This is a genomic window from Actinomadura geliboluensis (assembly GCF_005889745.1).
In the GTDB taxonomy this organism is placed as follows: domain Bacteria; phylum Actinomycetota; class Actinomycetes; order Streptosporangiales; family Streptosporangiaceae; genus Spirillospora; species Spirillospora geliboluensis.
The window spans coordinates 1-17,317 of the sequence record NZ_VCKZ01000179.1 but is presented as its reverse complement, the minus strand read 5'-3'; the positions used below and the strand labels follow the sequence as shown (position 1 = coordinate 17,317).

The window sequence follows — 17,317 nt, the reverse complement described above, 5'->3', positions numbered from 1 at the left end:
CCACCACAGAGATCTCCACTCTCTCCGTCGTCGGCAGCGTCAGATGTGTATAAGAGCCCGCCTCCGCCCCGCCGCGCGCCGTCAGCTCGCGGGCAGGGACGGCCGGGCCGCGAAGAACTCGCCGATCATCCGGCTCGCGTAGGACGGCCACTCGTGGCCGCCGCCCTGCTCTGTGCACAGCGCGACCAGCAGCGGACCGGGCCCGGTGCCGACGCAGCCGTCCGGCCCGCCCGGCACCGGCCACGACAGCGCGGGCAGCTTGTTCACCCAGCGCCAGAACTCCATGACGACCTGCACGGCGAAGAACGGGAAGTGGACGTCGGCGTCCATGTTCCCGCCGCCCGTGTACGGCACGGACGGGTCGAGCGTCCCGTGGAACGCCAGCACCGACACCGGCTTCGCCGGGGTGCAGCCGATGGCGAGGGCGCCCGACACGACGGCGATCCCGGCGAGCCGCTCCGCGCGCTGGCAGGCGTACCGGTAGGCCATGCCGCCGCCGTTGGAGAAGCCGGTCATGAACACCCGGCGCGGATCGGCGACGCCCTGCTTCACCAGCGTCTCGATGAGCTTGTCGAGGAACGACATGTCGTCGATGCCCGCCCAGCGGGCGAACGAGCAGCACGCCCCGGCGTTCCAGGTGCCGAGGAACCCCTCGGGGTAGGCGACGGCGTAGCCCTGGGCGTCGGCGACCGCGTCGAGCCCGCTCTGCCTGCGGACGTACTCGGGGTCGTTCAGCCCGCCGTGCAGCGCGACGATCAGCGGCAGCGGCTTCCCGGCCGGCCGGCCGGGCGGAAGGTGCAGCAGGTAGGGCCGGTTCCAGAAGCCCATGGCGATGGTGTGCTCCGACGTTCCTGGGGCGTCCTCGGAGGCCCCGGCGGGCAGGGGGTGGGCGACGAGCGCGGCGAGCACTGCCACGATCGTCGCCGCCCGCGCGGCGATCTTCATGGCACCCGATCTAACGCTTGGTGCGCGCGCGCCGCTACGCACCCGCGCGCAGAAAGGATCGGCGCTTTTTGGCGCGCGGGTGCGTAGCGGGCGGCCGTGCTACGAGCCGGACCCCGAGCCGGTCTCCGCGGCCTCGGTGATCTCCGCGCCGGGCTCGCCGCGGGCGGCCTCCGCGTCGACCTCGGCCTGGCCGCGCTCGGCCGCCGCGAGGTCGCGGTGCCCGAGGGCGAGGACCCCGATGCCGAGCGCGACCACGCCCGCGCCGATCGCGAACGGGACGTGGATGTTCGTGTGCTCGACGAGCCGTCCCGCCGCGTAGGGCGCGAGGCCGCCGCCGATGAACCGGACGAACCCGTAGGCGGCGGACGCGACGGGCCGCTCCACCGGCGCGATCATCATGACGGCCTGCGTGGTCACCGTGTTGTTCACGCCGATGAAGATCCCGGCGACGATCACCGCGATGACCAGCACCTTCTGCGAGTTCACGAAGACCGCGATCACCGCGACGTTCACCGCGAACAGCGCCAGGTTGCCGTAGAGGGTGCGGGCGAGGCCGAACCGGCGCTGCAGCAGCGGCGCGCCGAACACCGCGAACACCGCGACGAGCAGCCCCCAGCCGGTGAAGACCAGGCCGAGCCTCATCGCGCTCAGCTCCATCGGGAACGGCGCGTACCCGAGGACGGTGAAGAAGCCCCAGTTGTAGCAGAGCGCGGTCAGGCTCATGATCAGCAGGCCGCGGTGCCGGAGCGCCCTGAGCGGGTCGGCGATCGAGGTCTTGCGCGCGGGTCTCGGCTGCGGTTCGACGAGCACGACGGTGGCGATCAGCGCGGCGGCCATCAGCGCGGCGACGCCGTAGAACGGGCCGCGCCAGCTGATGTCGCCGAGGACCCCGCCGAGCAGCGGCCCGACGGCGATGCCGAGGCCGAGCGCGGACTCGTAGGCGATGATCGCGCCGCCGAGCCCGCCGCTCGCCGACGCCACGATGACGGCGAGGGAGGTGGCGATGAACAGCGCGTTGCCGAGCCCCCAGCCGGCCCGGAACCCGATGATCCCGGAGATGCTGCCGGACGTCCCGGCGAGGGCGCTGAACACCACGATCAGGGCCAGGCCCGCGACGAGGGTGCGCTTGGCGCCGATGCGGCTGGACACGAAGCCCGTCACCAGCATCGCGACCGCCGTGACCACCAGGTAGCTGGTGAACAGCAGGGTGACCTGGCTGGGGGAGGCGTTCAGGTCCTCGGAGATCGCGGGCAGGATCGGGTCGACGAGCCCGATGCCCATGAACGAGATGACGCAGGCGAACGCGACGGCCCAGACGGCCTTCGGCTGGCGGAACGGGCTCTGCGCGCCCGCCCCGCCCTGCATGGCTGGTTTCATACGCGGCTCTCTGGTGGTCGGTCGGAGTGTGCGGGGGGGAACCGGATTCCGGTGTATCACCGGCTTATATGTTAGTCAAACTAAGTATCTTGCCGGCCTGCGGCGCGGCCGGAACGCGGCGAGCCCCCGGCCGGGGGGAGGGGCCCGGCCGGGGGCTCGTGTTCCGCGGTGGTCCCGCGGCGGCGGTCACTCCTTCGCGAGCGCCGCCAGCTCCTTCTCGATCGCGCGCTGGTGCGCCTCGGCGTCCTCACGGGCGCGCTTCGGGCTCCAGCGCCCCGTCATGATGAAGACGAACGGCAGGAAGACCAGCTGGCCGCCCAGGCAGACGTACCACCACGTCCGCCACTGGCCGGGGCCTTCCTCGGACGCCTTCTGCACCTCGGCGCCGTGCTCCTTGAGCACCGCAAGCTGCGGCTGCGCCTTCTGCACGGTGGCGAGGCCGGGCAGGCCGACCTCCTTCGCGGCCCGCGCCTGCAGCTCCGGCGGCGCCTGCCCGGCCGGGTACTTGCCCAGCTCGGCGAACAGCTGCGGGTGCTGGTTCACGATGGCCAGCGCCGGCGCCGCCTCCTTGGACGCGGCCTGCACCTCGTGCCCGTGCTCCACCAGCGGCGTCACCGACGTCACCACGAGCGGGACGAACGCCGCCGACCCCGCCACGACGAGCCGCAGGATCCAGCCCCACACGGCGAGCCCGGTCGCGGTCGCCGCCGGGTTGTGCTTCTCGACGGTCTCGGTGAAGCCCGCCATCCACGGCGCGTACGCCAGGCCGCCGAACACGCCGATGGCGATGAACAGCCACGCGAAGGTGTAGTAGCCGGTGTCGGGGTGGACGGCCAGCTGCGCGAAGTAGGCCGTGGCGGCGACCGAGCCGATGCCGCCGGCGAGCATCAGCGGCTTGCGGACGCCGAGTCTGTCCGACAGCAGCCCCGCCACCACCAGCGCGACCGCGTTGGCCGCCCAGTACCAGTTCGCGAGCCCGTTGGTGCGCTGCTCGCTGTAGCCGAACGTGGCGGAGAAGTAGATGACGAAGTTGCCGACCGCCGCGTAGTACAGCAGCAGGTAGACGCTGATCGCGAAGGCCGACCCGACGACGTCCAGCCGCATCATCTGCCGCCAGTGGCCCGACGCCTGCCGCTCGGGGTCGATGCCCTTGGCGCGCGCCTCGATCAGCGCGCGGTCGCGCATGCTCACCATGATCTGGTCGCGCAGCGCCGGGGACAGCTCCCGCAGCCCGAACAGCGCCACGACGAACACCGCCAGGGCGGCGTACCCGGAGTAGCGCAGCTCGTCCTGCCAGCTGGAGGTGTCGAGCGTCGCGCTGGTCACCGTCGTGACGACGAGGCTGCCGAGCACCGGGCCCATCGTCCAGAAGCCCATCGCGGTGGCCCGGCCGAGCTGCGGGGAGAAGTCGCGGATGAGCGCCGGGGTCGCGACCAGCACGATGCCCTCGATGAAGCTGAGCAGCGCGAACAGCACCAGGAACGTGTGCTTGCCCGGCGCCGAGGGCAGCGCCAGCACCAGCAGGCCGGCGACCAGCAGCCCGTACACGACGAGGTTCGCCCGGCCCCACCGGTCGGCGAGCCCGGCGAGCAGCGAGGCGAACGCGCCGATCGCGTTGCCGATCACCGACAGCAGGATGAAGTACCCGAACGACATCGAGTAGTGCGTCATGATCGACGTCGCGACGGCGTACTGGATGTAGAGCAGGTAGTACAGCACGATCGTGGTGACGACCACGATCGCGAGATAGCCGTAGCGGCGCCCCGTCTCGGGGTAGTGCGGCAGGTCGCGGCGCCACAGCCGGGCGGCGAGGCCCGGCGCGGCGGCGCCCTCGGCGGCGCCGGCGTCGGTGGACGAGGAAACGGGCATTCAGGAACTCCTCCGGGCGCTGTTCTCCCCCGAGAAACCGGTCCCGACCGGCGGTGGAGCACCGCTCCGCCGTCCGTCGTGCGGTCACGGTAATCCCGCCGCGCTCGAATGGCAATAAGTTGCGCCGTTGAAAACCGACCAGTCGGTATGGTCTTATCTACGTGCGGATACCTGCCCGGGGGCGGCGTGTGCCGGACCCTTGCCATGCCCGTTCGCAGCGCGCGGCCCTCCGGCATCCTGCGCCATACCGACCGGACGGTACAAGGCTTTCGGACGGCGAGGAGAGACCATGCGGGTATTCGAGGAGTCCGATGTCCCCGGGCTGGCGCTGGACCGGTTCGGGGCGTACTTCGAGCGGGTCCGGCCGGGCGCCGCGGCCGGGCCGCTGCGCGCGCGGGTCGTCGAGGGCGGGCGGTCCAACCTCACCTACGAGGTGACCGACGGGCGCTCCTCGTGGATCGTCCGGCGGCCGCCGCTCGGGCACGTCCTCGCGACCGCCCACGACATGGCGCGCGAGTACCGGGTGATGACCGCGCTCGCCGGCACCGCCGTGCCCGTCCCGGAGACCTACGCGCTGTGCGAGGACCCGGACGTGATCGGCGCGCCGTTCTACGTCATGGAGATGGTCGAGGGGGTCCCGTACCGGAGCGCCGCCGAACTGGCGCAGCTCGGGCCGGACCGGGTGGCGCGGATCGCCGACCGGATGATCGACACGCTCGTGGCGCTGCACGCGGTCGACCCGGCGGCGGCCGGCCTCGCCGGCTTCGGCCGCCCCGAGGGGTTCCTCGCCCGCCAGGTGCGGCGCTGGAAGAAGCAGCTCGACGCCTCGCGCAGCCGGGACCTGCCCGCCGCCGACGAGCTGCACGCGCTGCTGGCGGCTGACCCGCCCGCCGGGTCGGCGCCCGCGATCGTGCACGGCGACTACCGGCTCGACAACCTCCTCGTCGACTCCCGCGACCGGATCGCGGCCGTCCTCGACTGGGAGATGGCGACGCTCGGCGACCCGCTGACGGACCTCGCGCTGCTGCTGGTCTACATGGGGCGCGGCGCGCCGGCGCCCGGCGGCCGGGACGCCTCCAGCGCGCCCGGCTTCCCCGCGCCGGACGAGGTGGTGGCCCGCTACGCCGCGCGGAGCGGCCGCGACGTGTCCTCGATCGGCTTCTACGTGGCGCTCGCCTGCTTCAAGCTCGCGGTGATCTCCGAGGGCATCCACTACCGGTACCTGCGCGGCCAGACTGTGGGGGAGGGGTTCGGCGCGGTCGGCGCGGCCGTGGAGCCGCTGCTGCGCGCGGGCCTCGCCGCGCTGCGGGACGGCTCCCCGGGCGCCGGCCCGCATAAATGATCACGGCGGGCCGCCCGCGCCCCGGGCGTTGACGGCGGCGCACCGCGGAAATTATGGTGAACCGACCGGTCGGTATGTGCGATGTCCATTCCCTTCGCCGGCCGTTCGCCGCCGCGCGTCTTTCGGAGAATTGCCATGATCCCCAGCACGATGCAGGACTTTCCGCTGTCGGTCGCCGCGATCCTGCGGCACGGAGCGCGCGTCTACGGCCGCAGCGAGTGCGTGACCTGGACCGGCGGCGGCCCGCCCCGGCGCGCGACGTTCGCGGAGATCGCCCGCAACGCCGAGCGGCTCGCCGCCGCGCTGGCCCGGCTCGGCGTCCGGCGCGGCGACCGCGTCGCGACGTTCTGCTGGAACGACCAGGAGCACCTGGAGGCGTACTTCGCGGTGCCGGCCATGGGCGCGGTGCTGCACACGCTGAACATCCGGCTGTTCCCCGAGCAGCTCTCGCACATCATCAACCACGCCGACGACCAGGTCGTCATCGTGGACGACACCCTCGTGCCGCTGCTGGCGCGGGTCGTCGGCGAGCTCCCCGCCGTCGAGGCGTTCGTGGTGGTCGGCGACGGCGACGCGTCGGCGCTGGAGGGCAACGGCAACGGCGCGCCCGTCCTGCGCTACCGCGACCTCCTCGACGCCGAGGAGCCCGGCTTCGCGTGGCCGGACCTGGACGAGCGCTCCGCCGCGTCCATGTGCTACACCAGCGGCACCACGGGCGACCCCAAGGGCGTCGTGTACTCGCACCGCTCCACGTTCCTGCACGCGATGGCCGTGCAGTCGGCGTCGATGGTCGGCATCACCGAGGCCGACCGCGTGCTGACCATCGTCCCGATGTTCCACGTCAACGCGTGGGGCCTGCCCTACGGCGCCTTCCTGTCCGGCGCGACCCTCCACATGCCGGGCCCGTTCATGCAGCCCGAGCACCTGGTGAAGTTCATCGAGGCGGAGCGCAGCACGCTCGCGTCCGCCGTGCCCACGATCTGGAACGGCATCCTCGCCCACGGGGAGCAGCACGAGATCGACCTGTCGTCCCTGCGCGCGGGGACGTCCGGCGGCGCCGCCGCGCCGCGCGTCCTGCTGGAGCGGTTCGAGCGGCGCTACGGCCTGCGCATCATCCAGGGCTGGGGCATGACCGAGACCAGCCCGCTCGGCGGCATGGCGTTCCCGCCGCCCGGCGTGGAGCCCGGCACCGACGAGGACATGCGGTGGCGGCTGAAGTCCGGCCGCGTCGCCGCCGGCGTCGAGATGCGCATCGTCGGCGACTCCGGCGCCGAGCTGCCGTGGGACGGCGAGGCCGTCGGCGAGATCGAGGTCCGCGGGCCCTGGATCACCGGCGCCTACCACCGCGACCCGGCCCCGCAGAAGTTCGACGGCGGCTGGCTGCGCACCGGCGACATCGGCACCATCGACGACCGCGGCTTCTTCCAGATCACCGACCGCGCCAAGGACGTCATCAAGTCCGGCGGGGAGTGGATCTCCTCGGTCGAGCTGGAGAACCACCTGATGGCCCACCCCGCCGTCGCCGAGGCCGCCGTCATCGGCATCCCCGACCCGCGCTGGGACGAGCGCCCCCTCGCCTGCGTCGTGCTGCGCCCGGACGCCGCCGCGACGGCCGCCGAGCTCGCCGCGTTCCTCGCGGACAAGGTCGCCCGCTGGCAGGTCCCCGAGTACTGGACCTTCATCGACGAGATCCCCAAGACCACCGTGGGCAAGTTCGACAAGAAGCCGCTGCGGGCCCACCACAAGGACGCGACGCTGAAGGTCGAGCAGATCGAGAAGCCCTGAATCCGGCGGCGCCGCGCCATTACCGAATGGGCTTCGGTATTCGACTTAGTGAGCGCGGCTAGTTTTTCAGGCCGTTCAGGAACAGGTCCACGTAGTGGTCGCTGATGGCCTCGGTCTCCAGCGTGCCGCCGGGCCGGTACCAGACGCCGATCTGGTGGACGGTCCCGAAGAAGAAGTGGACGGCGATGTCGGCGGGCGTGGCGCTGCGGAACGCGCCCGCCCGCTGGCCCTCCTCGACGAGGTCGCGGAAGCGCTCGTGGTAGCGGCGGCGCTCGGCGCGGACGGCCTCGCGGCGGTCGCGGGGGAGCAGGTGCGTCGAGCGGAAGAAGACCGTGAAGTCGTCCAGGTAGCGGAACGAGGTGTTGAGGACGTCGACGGCGGCGGCGCGCAGCCGCTCCTCGGCGGTGCCGGGGCCGTCGGCGATCTGCTCCAGGCGCGACATCTGCAGGCCGAGGAGGCGGTGGTAGATCTCGTAGAGGAGGTCGTCCTTCGAGCCGAAGTAGTGGTACATCGCGCCCTTGGTGACGCCCGCGGCGTTGACGATCTCCTGGACCGAGGTGTTCTCGAAGCCCTTCTCGGCGAACATGCGCGTCGCCACGGCGAGCAGCCGGTCGGGCAGCGGCAGGTTGCCGGGGATCCGGTTCACGGGCGCCTGCGTCATCACTCCACCTCCGTTCCGGGATGGCCCCGGGATCTCGCGCCGTCCCGGCGGCGGCCGCCCGCAGATCGCCGACAGCCTACCGGCGGCGCGGGCGCGGGGCCGTATCGGGACCTGCGCACCGGCTGTTGACCGGGAGCGCCCGATGATTCTATCTTCATGGAATCCGACCAGTCGGTATGTGCATTTCAGCCTCGGGGGATTCACGCTGTTTCATCGGCGAGGTGAGGCGTTATGTCCGGCTCCTCCGCGAACTTGGAACTACGAGAGGTGACCGTCCGCTTCGCCGGGCTGGTCGCCCTGGACGGTGTGTCCCTCTCCGCGCCGCAGGGCCGGGTCACCGGTGTGATCGGCCCGAACGGCGCGGGCAAGACGACCCTCTTCAACGCCGTGTGCGGGTTCGTCCGGCCGGTGTCGGGGGAGGTGCGCTGGCGCGGCCGGGTCCTCGGCCGGCACCGGCCACATGACCTGACGCGGCTCGGCATCGCCCGGACCCTGCAGGGGCTCGGGCTCTTCCCCGGGCTCACCGTCCTGGAGAACGTGATGGTCGGCGCCGACCGGCACGCCAGGGCCGGGTTCTGGTCCGGGCTCCTCGCACTGCCGCGCGGCGACCGCGACGAGGCCGCGCTGCGCGAGCGGGCGATGGCCCGGCTCGCGGAGCTGGGCGTGGAGGGGGAGGCCCACCGGCTGTCCGGGCAGCTGCCCTACGGCGTGCAGAAGCGGGTCGCGCTGGCGCGGGCGCTGGTCGCCGAGCCCGACCTGCTGCTGCTGGACGAGCCCGCCGCCGGGCTGTCGGCGGCGGAGATGGACGAGCTGGCCGAGCTGATCCGCGGGCTGCGCGGCGGCCCGGCGGTCGTGCTCGTCGAGCACCACATGGACCTCGTGATGAGCGTCTGCGACCAGGTCGTGGTGCTGGACTTCGGCAAGGTCATCGCGAGCGGGGCGCCCGCGGAGGTCCGCGACGACCCCGCCGTCCTCGACGCCTACCTCGGCGAGGAGGTCGCGGGTGCTTGAGGTGAAGGGGCTGACCGTCCACTACGGCGCCGTCCGCGCGCTCGGCGGCGTGGACCTGTCGGTGGACGAGGGCTCGGTGACCGCGGTGCTCGGCGCCAACGGCGCCGGGAAGACCACGCTGCTGCGCACGGTCTCCGGGCTCCTGCGGCCGAAGGCGGGCCGCGTCGAGCTGGACGGGACGGACCTCACCCGGCTGCCGGTCGAGGACATCGTCCGGCTCGGGGTTGCGCACGTCCCGCAGAGCGGCGGCGTCATCACCGAGCTGACCGTCGAGGACAACCTGCGGCTCGGCGGGCTGTGGCGGCGGGACCGGGCCGCGCTGGCGCGCCGGGTCGCCGAGATGTACGAGCTGTTCCCGCCGCTCGCCGAGCGCCGGGCGCGGACCGCCGCCACCCTGTCCGGCGGCGAGCGGCAGATGCTCGCGCTGGCCCGGGCGCTCACCGGCGCGCCCCGGCTGCTGCTGGTCGACGAGCCGTCCCTCGGCCTGGCGCCGCGCGTGGTCGCCCAGCTGATGGCCGTGCTGCGCCGGCTGTGCGACGAGGACGGCCGCACCGTCCTGCTCGTCGAGCAGAACGCCCGCAGCGCGCTGTCGGTCGCCGACCGCGCGATCGTCCTGGACCTCGGCGCGGTCGTCGCGGCCGAGCCCGCCGCGACCCTCGCCGCCGACGACCGCCTCCGCCACGCCTACCTGGGGTTCTGATGGTGCGCTTCATCAATCTCACGCTCGCCGGCATCACCTCCGGCATGGTGTTCGCGGCGGTCGCGCTCGCGCTGGTGCTGATCTGGCGGGCCACCCGCGTCGTGAACTTCGCGCAGGGCGGGATGCTGATGTTCACGACGTTCCTCGCCTGGAGCGTCATCGACCACGGCGGCTCCTACTGGCTGGCGCTCGGCGTCGCGCTGGCGTCCGGGCTGGTGCTCGGCGCGGTCATCGAGCGGGTCGTGGTCCGCCCGGTGGAGAACAAGCCGCCGCTGAACGCCGTCATCGTCACGCTCGGCCTGTACGTGCTGCTGCAGGCGGGCGCCGGGATGATCTGGGGCGACACGCCGCACTCCTACCCGCCCGCGTTCACGATCAAGGGGCTGTCGGTGGCCGGGACGCGGCTGCTGCTGTCCCCGTTCGACCTGTTCGTCATCGGCGCCGTCGCCGCGGTGATGGTGCTGCTGACGCTGCTGTTCGTCCGCACCGACCTCGGGCTGCGGCTGCGCGCGTCGGCGTTCGCGCCGGAGATCGCCCGGCTGCAGGGCGTCCGCGTCGGCCGGATGCTGACCCTCGGCTGGGCGCTCGCCGCGCTCGTCGGGTCGCTCGCCGGGGTGCTGATCGCCCCCTCGGTGTTCGTCGGCCCCGCCCAGTTCGACGCGATGCTCGTGTTCGGGTTCACCGCGGCGGTCATCGGCGGGCTGGACAGCCCGGTCGGCGCCGTCACCGGCGGGCTGCTGCTCGGCTGCGCACTCAGCTACGTGTCCGGCTACGTCAGCTCCGACCTGGTCACGTTCGGTGCGCTGGCCGCCCTCATCACCGTCCTGATGGTCAGACCCAACGGCCTGTTCGCCGCGAGCGCGGCGAGAAGGGTGTGACGCGGTGGACACCGTCCTGAACCTGCTGCGCCGCTCGACGCTTACCCGGCACACCGCCGGCGCCCTCGCCGGGCTCGCCGCCCTGTACTTCCTGACGACGGCCGTCGGCCCCTACCGGGACCTGCAGATCGCGCAGGTCGCCTACCTCACCTGCGCGGTCGCCGGCCTCACCGTGCTGACCGGGCTCGGCGGGCAGATCTCGCTCGGGCACGGCGCGTTCATGGCCGTCGGCGCCTACACCGCCGCGCTCGTCATCGGGCACTGGGGCTGGCCGCTCGCCGCCGTCCTCGCGGCTGCGGCCGGCGTCACCGCCGTCGCGGGCGTGCTGGTCGGCGCGGTCGCCGCCCGGCTGCACGGCCCCTACCTCGCGGGCGCCACCCTCGCGTTCGCCGTCGGGCTGCCCGGCCTCGCCAACTACGCGCCGCTCACCGACCTGCTCGGCGGGCAGAACGGGCTGACGCTCGTCCCGCCGGTGCCGCCCGAGTCGCTCGGCGCGACGTTCCCGCTGGAGCGCTGGCAGGCGTGGATCTCCTGCCTCGGCGCCGTCATCACGCTGTTCCTGCTCGCCAACCTCACCCGCGGCCGGTTCGGCCGGACGCTGCGGGCCAGCCGCGACGACGAGATCGCCGCCGCGCTCAGCGGCGTCCGCGTCGCCCGGCTGCGGATCGCCGCGACCGTCGTCTCGGCCGCCTGCGCCGGCCTCGGCGGCGGGCTGCTCGCGGTGGTCGCGACGCTGGCGGCGCCCGGCGCGTTCCCGCTCACGCTCTCCCTCCAGCTGATCGCCGCGATCATCATCGGCGGCCTCGGCAGCCTGGCCGGCGCCGTGTGGGGCGCGCTGATCCTGGTGTACGTGCCGACGTGGGCGTCCGACCTGTCGTCCTCGTCCGGCCTGTCGCACAACATCGCCTCCAACCTGCCCCTCGCCGTCTACGGCCTCGTCCTCATCGTGGTGACGCTGGCCTTCCCGCGCGGACTCCAGGGAGGGCTCCGCGGCATCGGCGGCGCCGTCCGGCGCCGCGCGCACGTCAGGCGCGACCGAGCTCCCGGGCCGCGCGGTTCCGCATCGACCGACACATCGGGGCCCACCACCACGCACCCAGGAGGAGCAGATGAAGCGACTGCGGACCAGGGCGCTCGCCGTGATGACCGCGGCGAGCCTGGCGATCGCGGCGAGCGGCTGCGGCGGTGACGGCGGGGACGGCGGCGACTCGGCCGCGCCCGGCGTCACCGCCACCACCGTCACCATCGGCAGCCACCAGCCGCTGACCGGCCCGGCCGCGCCCGGGTACAGCGCCAACTCCGCGGCGTCCAAGGCGTTCTTCGACTACGTCAACGCCAACGGCGGCATCAACGGGCGCAAGATCGTCTACAAGTACGTGGACGACGCCTACAACCCGACGCAGACCGTCAGCGTCACGCAGAAGCTCGTCCTCCAGGACAAGGTCTTCGCGATCTTCAACGGGCTGGGCACCCCCACCCACTCCAAGGTCGTCGACTACCTCAACGCCCAGCGGGTGCCCGACCTGTTCGTCGCCTCCGGCTGCGGCTGCTGGGACGAGCCGCAGAAGCACCCGCAGACGTTCGGCTGGCAGGTCGACTACATCCGCGAGGGCAAGATCCTCGGCGACCACATCAAGAAGACGTTCGCCGGCAAGAAGGTCGCCTACTTCTTCCAGAACGACGACTTCGGCCAGGACGGCGTGAAGGGCCTCGACAAGTACATCCCGAAGGCCGACGTGGTGTCCCGGCAGTCCTACCAGCCGGGCAGCACCGACATCGGCGCGCAGGCCCAGGCGATCGCCCAGTCCAAGGCCGACGTGGTCGTGCTGTTCAGCATCCCCACCTACACCGCGCTGTTCCGGCTCGCCGCGCTGAAGCTGAACTACAAGCCGACGTTCGTCGTCAGCAACGTCGGGTCCGACCCGATCACCCTCACCGGGCTGCTGGAGAGCTTCGCCAAGAAGGGCGGCGCCGAGGTCAAGGGCAGCCCGCTCATCCAGGGCATGATCACCGACGGGTACCTGGCGGCGCCAGGCGACGCCTCCAACAGCTGGACGCAGCTGTTCAAGAAGATCCACGCCCAGTACATCCCGAAGCTGCCGTTCAACGGCAACATCGTCTACGGGATGTCGGTCGCCTACACCTTCGTGCAGGCGCTGCAGGCCGCCGGGAAGAACCCGACCCGCAAGGCCCTCGTCGAGGCGCTGGAGAAGTCGCACTTCACCGGGCCGGGCGTCGTCCCGTTCGCCTACAGCAAGGAGTCGCACGCCGGGTACACCGGCGCGGTGATCGGCAAGATCCAGGGCGAGAACGTCGTGCCCGAGGGCCAGCCGCTCACCACCGACGACGGCGACGGGCCGATCCAGCCCTACACGACGCCGCAGCCGCAGGCGCCCGCCAACGGGATCCCCGCGGCCGGCTGACGGGTGCCGCCGCCGTCCCGCGCGACCGCCCCACCGGCGCGGGACGGCGGCTCCGGGGGCACCGGCTCAGGCCCGGACGATCTCCGGCCCGGCGGCGGCGAGGTCGGCGGCGAGGTCGGTGTCCAGCCCGGTGTCGGTGATGAGCACGTCGATGTCCGGCAGCCCGCCGAACCGCACCAGGTGGTCGTGCCCGATCTTGGTGCGGTCGGCGAGCAGCACCCGCCGCCGGGACGAGGCGATCATCGCCCGCTTCACCGCCGCCTCCGCCTGGTCGGAGGTGGTCAGCCCGCGCTCGACCGAGCAGCCGTTGGTCGCCATGAACGCCACGTCCACCCACAGGTCGGCGAGCGGGCGCAGCACCCAGTCGTCGACCGTGGCGAGCGTCCGGCCGCGCACCCGGCCGCCCAGGATGATCACGGTCAGGTTGGCGCGGGTGGCCAGCACCGCGGCGTGCGGCGGCGAGTTCACGATCACGGTCAGCTCGCGGTCGGCCGGCAGCAGCTGGACGAACCGGGCCGTGGTCGTGCCCGCGTCCACGATGATCGACCCCTCGGCGGGCAGCTCCGCCAGCGCCGCCTTGGCGATGCGCTGCTTCTCCTCGGTCATCACCGCGTCCCGCGCCGCCAGCTCCGGCTCGAACCCGAGCCGCTCCACCGGCATCGCGCCGCCGTGCACCCGGCGGATCGTCCCGGCCCGCTCCAGGACGGTCAGGTCCCGGCGGATCGTCTCGGTCGTGACGGAGAACTCCTCCGACAGCGCGACCACGTCCACCCGGCCCTTCGAGCGCGCCAGCGCAAGGATCGCCTGCTGCCGTTCCTCCGCGTACATGACCGTCCCACCCGTCCCGCGTCAGTCCCGTCCCGCCCCATTGTGGCGGGTGCGGGCGGTCTCCCGCGTCCGCGCTGGGGCCGCCGCCGGCCCCGGCGCGGGGTCACGCATGGTCGGGCTCCTCGGCGTCCAGGTCGCGGGCGAGCAGGTCCGCCAGCTCGTCCAGGGCCGCGGCGGCGCCGTCGCCCTCGGCCGACAGCGTCACCTCCGTCCCCCGCGCGGCGCCGAGCGACAGCACGCCGAGGATGCTGCTCGCCGGGACGGGGGCGCGGTCGCCGACCCGGATGGACACCCGGACGGGCTGCCGGGCGGCGGTGTGCACGAAGATCTGCGCGGGCCGGGCGTGCAGGCCCTGCGCCGAGGCGATGACGACGCTGCGTTCGGGCATGGCATGGCTCCTTCAGGGCTCGATCGTGACCTTGATGGCCGCGCCCCGGGTGACCAGGTCCAGGGCGTCGTGCAGCGCGTCCAGCGGGAGCCGGTGGGTGATGAGGTCCTCCACCTGCACCCGCCCGGACCCGATCAGCTCCAGTGCGCGCGCGTTGTGGGCGGGGCTCGACCCGTTCGCGCCGACCAGCGACAGCTCCCGGTAGTGGACGCGGTTGGCGTCGACGGAGATCACCGGGTCGTCCTTCGGCAGCCCGCCGAACAGGCTGACCCGGCCGCCGGGCGCCATCAGCCGCTGCGCCTGCTCCTGCGCGGCGCCGGACGCGGCCGCGGTGATCGCGACGTCGGCGCCGCGCCCCCCGGTGCGCGCGAGGACCTCCGCGACCGGGTCGGCGACGCTCGCGTCGATCGCGGCGTCCGGCTTGACCAGCGCGGCGGCCCGGTCCAGCCGCTCGGCGTTGACCTCGACGAGGAACACCCGGGCGGCGCCGCGGGCCCGCGCGACCCGCACGTGCAGGCAGCCGACCGGGCCGGAGCCGAACACCACGACGTCGTCGCCCTCGCCGACCCGCGCCAGCTCCTGGCCGTTGAGGACGCAGGCGAGCGGCTCGGCCACCGACGCCTCGGCGAACGAGACGCCGTCCGGGATCCGGTTGACGCCGTCCACCGCGAGCACCTTCGCCGGGACGATCATGTACTCGGCGAAGCCGCCGTCGTAGTGGTACCCCATCGACTCCTGCGCGGCGCAGACGGTCCGGCGGCCGCGCCGGCACTCCGCGCAGGTGCCGTCGGGGATCGCGGCGATGACCTGGACGCGGTCGCCCGCCGTCCAGCCCGCGACGCCGGCACCGGTCGCGGCCACCTCGCCGGCGATCTCGTGCCCCATCACCCGCGGCGGCGCGATGTGGTGGTGCCCGAAGCGGGAGATCTTGACGTCGGTCCCGCAGGTCGAGCAGTTCCGGACGCGGATCTTCAGCTCGCCGGGGCCGGGCGCCGGCTCGGGCGCGTCCTCCAGCCGGATGTCGCCGGGGGCGTAGAAACGGGCGACCTTCATACGGTGTGTCCTTGTCCTGTCGTTCGATGGTGTTCTGCCGGCGGGGCGAGCAGCGCGAGGACCTGCTCGGGCTCGGCGGCCTCGCGCAGCGCGCGGGCCCGGCCGGGGTCCATGAGGATCTCGGCCAGCTCGGCGAGGATCTCCATGTGCCCGCCGCCCCGCGCCGCGATCGCGATGCACACGGTCACCGTGTCGCCGTTCCAGTCGGTCCCCTCGGGGAACCGGACGACGGCGAGGGCGTCGCGGTGGATGAGGCCGCGCCCCGCGTTCGTGCCGTGCGGGATGGCCACGCCCTCGCCGAGGTAGGTGGAGATCGAGCGCTCCCGCTCCAGCATCGCCTCGACGTAGCCGGGCTCGACGGCCCCGGTCTCCACCAGGACCCGCCCGCAGACCCGGACGGCCTCGTCGCGGCCCGCGGCGCGGGCGTCCAGCCGGATCGCCTCCGGTGCCAGCAGGGCCGCGGCCCGGTCAGGCACCGACCTCACCGCCGTCCTTGATCGCCTTGACGAGCCGGTCCACGGCGGGGTCGCCGATGTAGACCTCGAAGGTGACGACCGGGGCGTCCCCGGCGCCGCGCCGGGCGCGGTCGGCGAGCCCGGCGTGGGTGACGACCACGTCGGCGTCGCCGGGGATCGCGTCGACGGGCGTGTGCTCGACGGTCACGTCGCTCTTCTTCAGCGCCTTGCGCAGCTGCCCGGCGAGCATGACGCTGCTGCCCATTCCGGCGTCGCAGGCGATGACGAGTTTGCGGATGTCCTTGCCGTTCATGGTGGGTGTGCCTTCCATCGGACGTGGTGGTGGTCAGGACGCGGCCGTCTCCTTGGCGGTCCCTCCCGCGGCCTTGTTCTCGGCCGTCTTCTGCTCGGCCTCTCTGAGCTCGTCCTCGGCGCCGTCCTCCTTGGGCTCGGCGAGCCTGCCGAAGCCGAGCAGGGCGGCTCCGACGCCGAAGGACACGGCCGCCGACGCGAGCATGCCGGTGTAGACGCCGATCCAGTTGCCGACGCCGCGCGGCGTCTGCGCGAGGTAGGCGAAGATGCTGCCGGGGGAGGGCGTCGCGACGAGCCCGGTGCCGGTCGCCACGAAGATCGCCACGCCGGTCATGCCGCCCGCCATCGCGGCGAGGATCATCCGCGGCTTCATCAGGATGTAGGGGAAGTAGATCTCGTGGATGCCGCCGAAGAAGTGGATGATGGCGGCAGCCGGGACGCTCGGCCGCAGCCGCCGCGGCCCGAAGAACCAGTAGGCGAGCAGGACGCCGAGGCCGGGCCCGGGGTTGGACTCCAGCATGAACAGCACCGACTTGCCGGTCTCGGCGGCCTGCTGCACGCCGAGCGGGCCGAGCACGCCGTGGTTGACGGCGTTGTTCAGGAACAGCACCTTCGCGGGCTCGATCAGCAGGGAGGTGAGCGGCAGCACGTCGTGGTCGACGAGCCAGCTCACCCCGTCCCCGGCCCACTCGCTGAAGGTGTTCATGACCGGGCCGATCACCCGGTGCCCGGCGACCGCCATGGCGCCGCCGATGATCCCGGCGGAGAAGTTGTCGACGAGCATCTCGAACCCGGTGCGGACCCGGTCCTGGACGAGCCCGTCGAACAGCTTCAGCAGGTACGCGGCGAGCGGGCCCATGATCATCGCGCCGAGGAACATCGGCACGTCCGCGCCGACGACGATGCCGACGGTCGCGACGGCGCCGACCACCGCACCGCGCTGGCCGTGCACCATCCGCCCGCCGGTGTAGCCGATCAGCAGCGGCAGCAGGAACTTGATCATCGGGTCGACGAGCTCGCCCAGCTCCTTGTTGGGCAGCCAGCCGGTGGGGATGAACAGCGCGGTGATCAGGCCCCAGGCGATGAACGCGCCGATGTTCGGCATGACCATCCCGGCCATCTTGCCGCCGACGCGCTGGACGTGCGCCCGGAACCCGGTGCCGGTGGGCTCCGGGGTGTACGTGGTGGCCATCTCGGGCCTCCTGTCGATCGGGGGTGGGTACTGCGATCCGTCAGGTGAGCAGGGGCCGGGCGAGGTCCGGCCGGGGGTGGATGCGCACGGTGTCGCGG

17 protein-coding genes are annotated in these 17,317 nt (G+C 72.9%); 7 read left to right on the top strand and 10 right to left on the bottom strand.

Translation table 11 applies throughout. The annotated features are described in order from the left end of the window. Positions 1-81: 81 nt before the first annotated feature. The 3 genes from ETD96_RS23320 to ETD96_RS23310 all read right to left on the bottom strand — a co-directional run bounded on the left by ETD96_RS23320 (position 82) and on the right by ETD96_RS23310 (position 4,191). Entirely contained in the window at positions 82-945 is an 864-nt protein-coding gene (locus ETD96_RS23320; RefSeq protein ID WP_138638602.1) for a CE1 family esterase, read from the bottom strand. Positions 946-1,044: 99 nt separating this feature from the next. Then, complete coding sequence (locus ETD96_RS23315; RefSeq protein WP_240808064.1) at positions 1,045-2,322, bottom strand: MFS transporter; 1,278 nt, start codon at positions 2,320-2,322, stop codon at positions 1,045-1,047. Between the two features lie 186 nt (positions 2,323-2,508). Then, positions 2,509-4,191 (bottom strand): MFS transporter, encoded by a 1,683-nt coding sequence (locus ETD96_RS23310; RefSeq protein WP_138638600.1) that lies wholly within the window; start codon positions 4,189-4,191, stop codon positions 2,509-2,511. Between the two features lie 289 nt (positions 4,192-4,480). Between ETD96_RS23310 and ETD96_RS23305 the strand changes: the two genes are divergently transcribed. Further along, the gene (locus ETD96_RS23305; protein ID WP_138638599.1) at positions 4,481-5,533 is read left to right on the top strand and encodes a phosphotransferase family protein; all 1,053 of its coding nucleotides are present in this window, start codon (positions 4,481-4,483) and stop codon (positions 5,531-5,533) included. Positions 5,534-5,668: 135 nt separating this feature from the next. Continuing rightward, on the top strand, positions 5,669-7,318 hold the full coding sequence (locus ETD96_RS23300) for a long-chain fatty acid--CoA ligase (protein ID WP_138638598.1): 1,650 nt from the start codon (positions 5,669-5,671) through the stop codon (positions 7,316-7,318). Positions 7,319-7,376: 58 nt separating this feature from the next. On the opposite strand, the gene ETD96_RS23295 is transcribed toward ETD96_RS23300, so the two are convergent. Continuing rightward, positions 7,377-7,979 (bottom strand): TetR/AcrR family transcriptional regulator, encoded by a 603-nt coding sequence (locus ETD96_RS23295; RefSeq protein ID WP_138638597.1) that lies wholly within the window; start codon positions 7,977-7,979, stop codon positions 7,377-7,379. A gap of 231 nt (positions 7,980-8,210) precedes the next feature. Here ETD96_RS23295 and ETD96_RS23290 point away from each other — a divergent pair, with 231 nt between their 5' ends. The 5 genes from ETD96_RS23290 to ETD96_RS23270 are packed head-to-tail and all read left to right on the top strand — an operon-like array spanning position 8,211 to position 12,991. Continuing rightward, positions 8,211-8,990 (top strand): ABC transporter ATP-binding protein, encoded by a 780-nt coding sequence (locus ETD96_RS23290; RefSeq protein ID WP_138638596.1) that lies wholly within the window; start codon positions 8,211-8,213, stop codon positions 8,988-8,990. Next, positions 8,983-9,690: an ABC transporter ATP-binding protein gene (locus ETD96_RS23285; RefSeq protein ID WP_138638595.1), complete on the top strand. Its 708-nt coding sequence runs from the start codon at positions 8,983-8,985 to the stop codon at positions 9,688-9,690. Before ETD96_RS23290 ends, ETD96_RS23285 begins: the two co-directional genes overlap by 8 nt. Next, entirely contained in the window at positions 9,690-10,568 is an 879-nt protein-coding gene (locus ETD96_RS23280) for a branched-chain amino acid ABC transporter permease (RefSeq protein ID WP_138638594.1), read from the top strand. The genes ETD96_RS23285 and ETD96_RS23280 overlap by 1 nt, the downstream gene beginning before the upstream one ends. Positions 10,569-10,572: 4 nt before the next feature. After that, positions 10,573-11,757: a branched-chain amino acid ABC transporter permease gene (locus tag ETD96_RS23275; protein ID WP_138638593.1), complete on the top strand. Its 1,185-nt coding sequence runs from the start codon at positions 10,573-10,575 to the stop codon at positions 11,755-11,757. Beyond that, positions 11,678-12,991 carry an ABC transporter substrate-binding protein gene (locus tag ETD96_RS23270; protein WP_138638592.1) on the top strand — a complete coding sequence of 438 codons (1,314 nt, stop codon included), beginning with the start codon at positions 11,678-11,680 and terminating at the stop codon, positions 12,989-12,991. Before ETD96_RS23275 ends, ETD96_RS23270 begins: the two co-directional genes overlap by 80 nt. A 66-nt stretch (positions 12,992-13,057) precedes the next feature. Here ETD96_RS23270 and ETD96_RS23265 read toward each other — a convergent pair whose 3' ends face one another. The 6 genes from ETD96_RS23265 to mtlA all read right to left on the bottom strand — a co-directional run bounded on the left by ETD96_RS23265 (position 13,058) and on the right by mtlA (position 17,219). Further along, the gene (locus tag ETD96_RS23265; protein WP_138638591.1) at positions 13,058-13,819 is read right to left on the bottom strand and encodes a DeoR/GlpR family DNA-binding transcription regulator; all 762 of its coding nucleotides are present in this window, start codon (positions 13,817-13,819) and stop codon (positions 13,058-13,060) included. A 103-nt stretch (positions 13,820-13,922) separates the two neighbouring features. Next, a complete protein-coding gene (locus ETD96_RS23260; RefSeq protein WP_138638590.1) occupies positions 13,923-14,207 on the bottom strand; it encodes an HPr family phosphocarrier protein in 285 nt (94 codons plus the stop codon). A gap of 12 nt (positions 14,208-14,219) precedes the next feature. Beyond that, the gene (locus ETD96_RS23255) at positions 14,220-15,260 is read right to left on the bottom strand and encodes a zinc-dependent dehydrogenase (RefSeq protein ID WP_138638589.1); all 1,041 of its coding nucleotides are present in this window, start codon (positions 15,258-15,260) and stop codon (positions 14,220-14,222) included. Then, positions 15,257-15,745 (bottom strand): PTS mannitol transporter subunit IIA, encoded by a 489-nt coding sequence (locus ETD96_RS23250; protein WP_240808063.1) that lies wholly within the window; start codon positions 15,743-15,745, stop codon positions 15,257-15,259. Before ETD96_RS23250 ends, ETD96_RS23255 begins: the two co-directional genes overlap by 4 nt. After that, on the bottom strand, positions 15,729-16,046 hold the full coding sequence (locus ETD96_RS23245; protein ID WP_138638588.1) for a PTS sugar transporter subunit IIBC family protein: 318 nt from the start codon (positions 16,044-16,046) through the stop codon (positions 15,729-15,731). The genes ETD96_RS23250 and ETD96_RS23245 overlap by 17 nt, the downstream gene beginning before the upstream one ends. Before the next feature lie 15 nt (positions 16,047-16,061). Beyond that, a complete protein-coding gene (gene mtlA / locus ETD96_RS23240) occupies positions 16,062-17,219 on the bottom strand; it encodes a mannitol-specific PTS transporter subunit IIC (protein ID WP_138638587.1) in 1,158 nt (385 codons plus the stop codon). Positions 17,220-17,317: the final 98 nt, after the last annotated feature.

Excerpts from the sequence above, each read along its gene's own strand:
- ETD96_RS23320 (WP_138638602.1), bottom strand. The coding sequence starts at position 945 with ATGAAGATCGCCGCGCGGGCGGCGACGATCGTGGCAGTGCTCGCCGCG.
- ETD96_RS23315 (WP_240808064.1), bottom strand. The coding sequence starts at position 2,322 with ATGAAACCAGCCATGCAGGGCGGGGCGGGCGCGCAGAGCCCGTTCCGC.
- ETD96_RS23310 (WP_138638600.1), bottom strand. The coding sequence starts at position 4,191 with ATGCCCGTTTCCTCGTCCACCGACGCCGGCGCCGCCGAGGGCGCCGCC.
- ETD96_RS23305 (WP_138638599.1), top strand. The coding sequence starts at position 4,481 with ATGCGGGTATTCGAGGAGTCCGATGTCCCCGGGCTGGCGCTGGACCGG.
- ETD96_RS23300 (WP_138638598.1), top strand. The coding sequence starts at position 5,669 with ATGATCCCCAGCACGATGCAGGACTTTCCGCTGTCGGTCGCCGCGATC.
- ETD96_RS23295 (WP_138638597.1), bottom strand. The coding sequence starts at position 7,979 with ATGACGCAGGCGCCCGTGAACCGGATCCCCGGCAACCTGCCGCTGCCC.
- ETD96_RS23290 (WP_138638596.1), top strand. The coding sequence starts at position 8,211 with ATGTCCGGCTCCTCCGCGAACTTGGAACTACGAGAGGTGACCGTCCGC.
- ETD96_RS23280 (WP_138638594.1), top strand. The coding sequence starts at position 9,690 with ATGGTGCGCTTCATCAATCTCACGCTCGCCGGCATCACCTCCGGCATG.
- ETD96_RS23270 (WP_138638592.1), top strand. The coding sequence starts at position 11,678 with ATGAAGCGACTGCGGACCAGGGCGCTCGCCGTGATGACCGCGGCGAGC.
- ETD96_RS23265 (WP_138638591.1), bottom strand. The coding sequence starts at position 13,819 with ATGTACGCGGAGGAACGGCAGCAGGCGATCCTTGCGCTGGCGCGCTCG.
- ETD96_RS23260 (WP_138638590.1), bottom strand. The coding sequence starts at position 14,207 with ATGCCCGAACGCAGCGTCGTCATCGCCTCGGCGCAGGGCCTGCACGCC.
- ETD96_RS23255 (WP_138638589.1), bottom strand. The coding sequence starts at position 15,260 with ATGAAGGTCGCCCGTTTCTACGCCCCCGGCGACATCCGGCTGGAGGAC.
- ETD96_RS23245 (WP_138638588.1), bottom strand. The coding sequence starts at position 16,046 with ATGGAAGGCACACCCACCATGAACGGCAAGGACATCCGCAAACTCGTC.
- mtlA (WP_138638587.1), bottom strand. The coding sequence starts at position 17,219 with ATGGCCACCACGTACACCCCGGAGCCCACCGGCACCGGGTTCCGGGCG.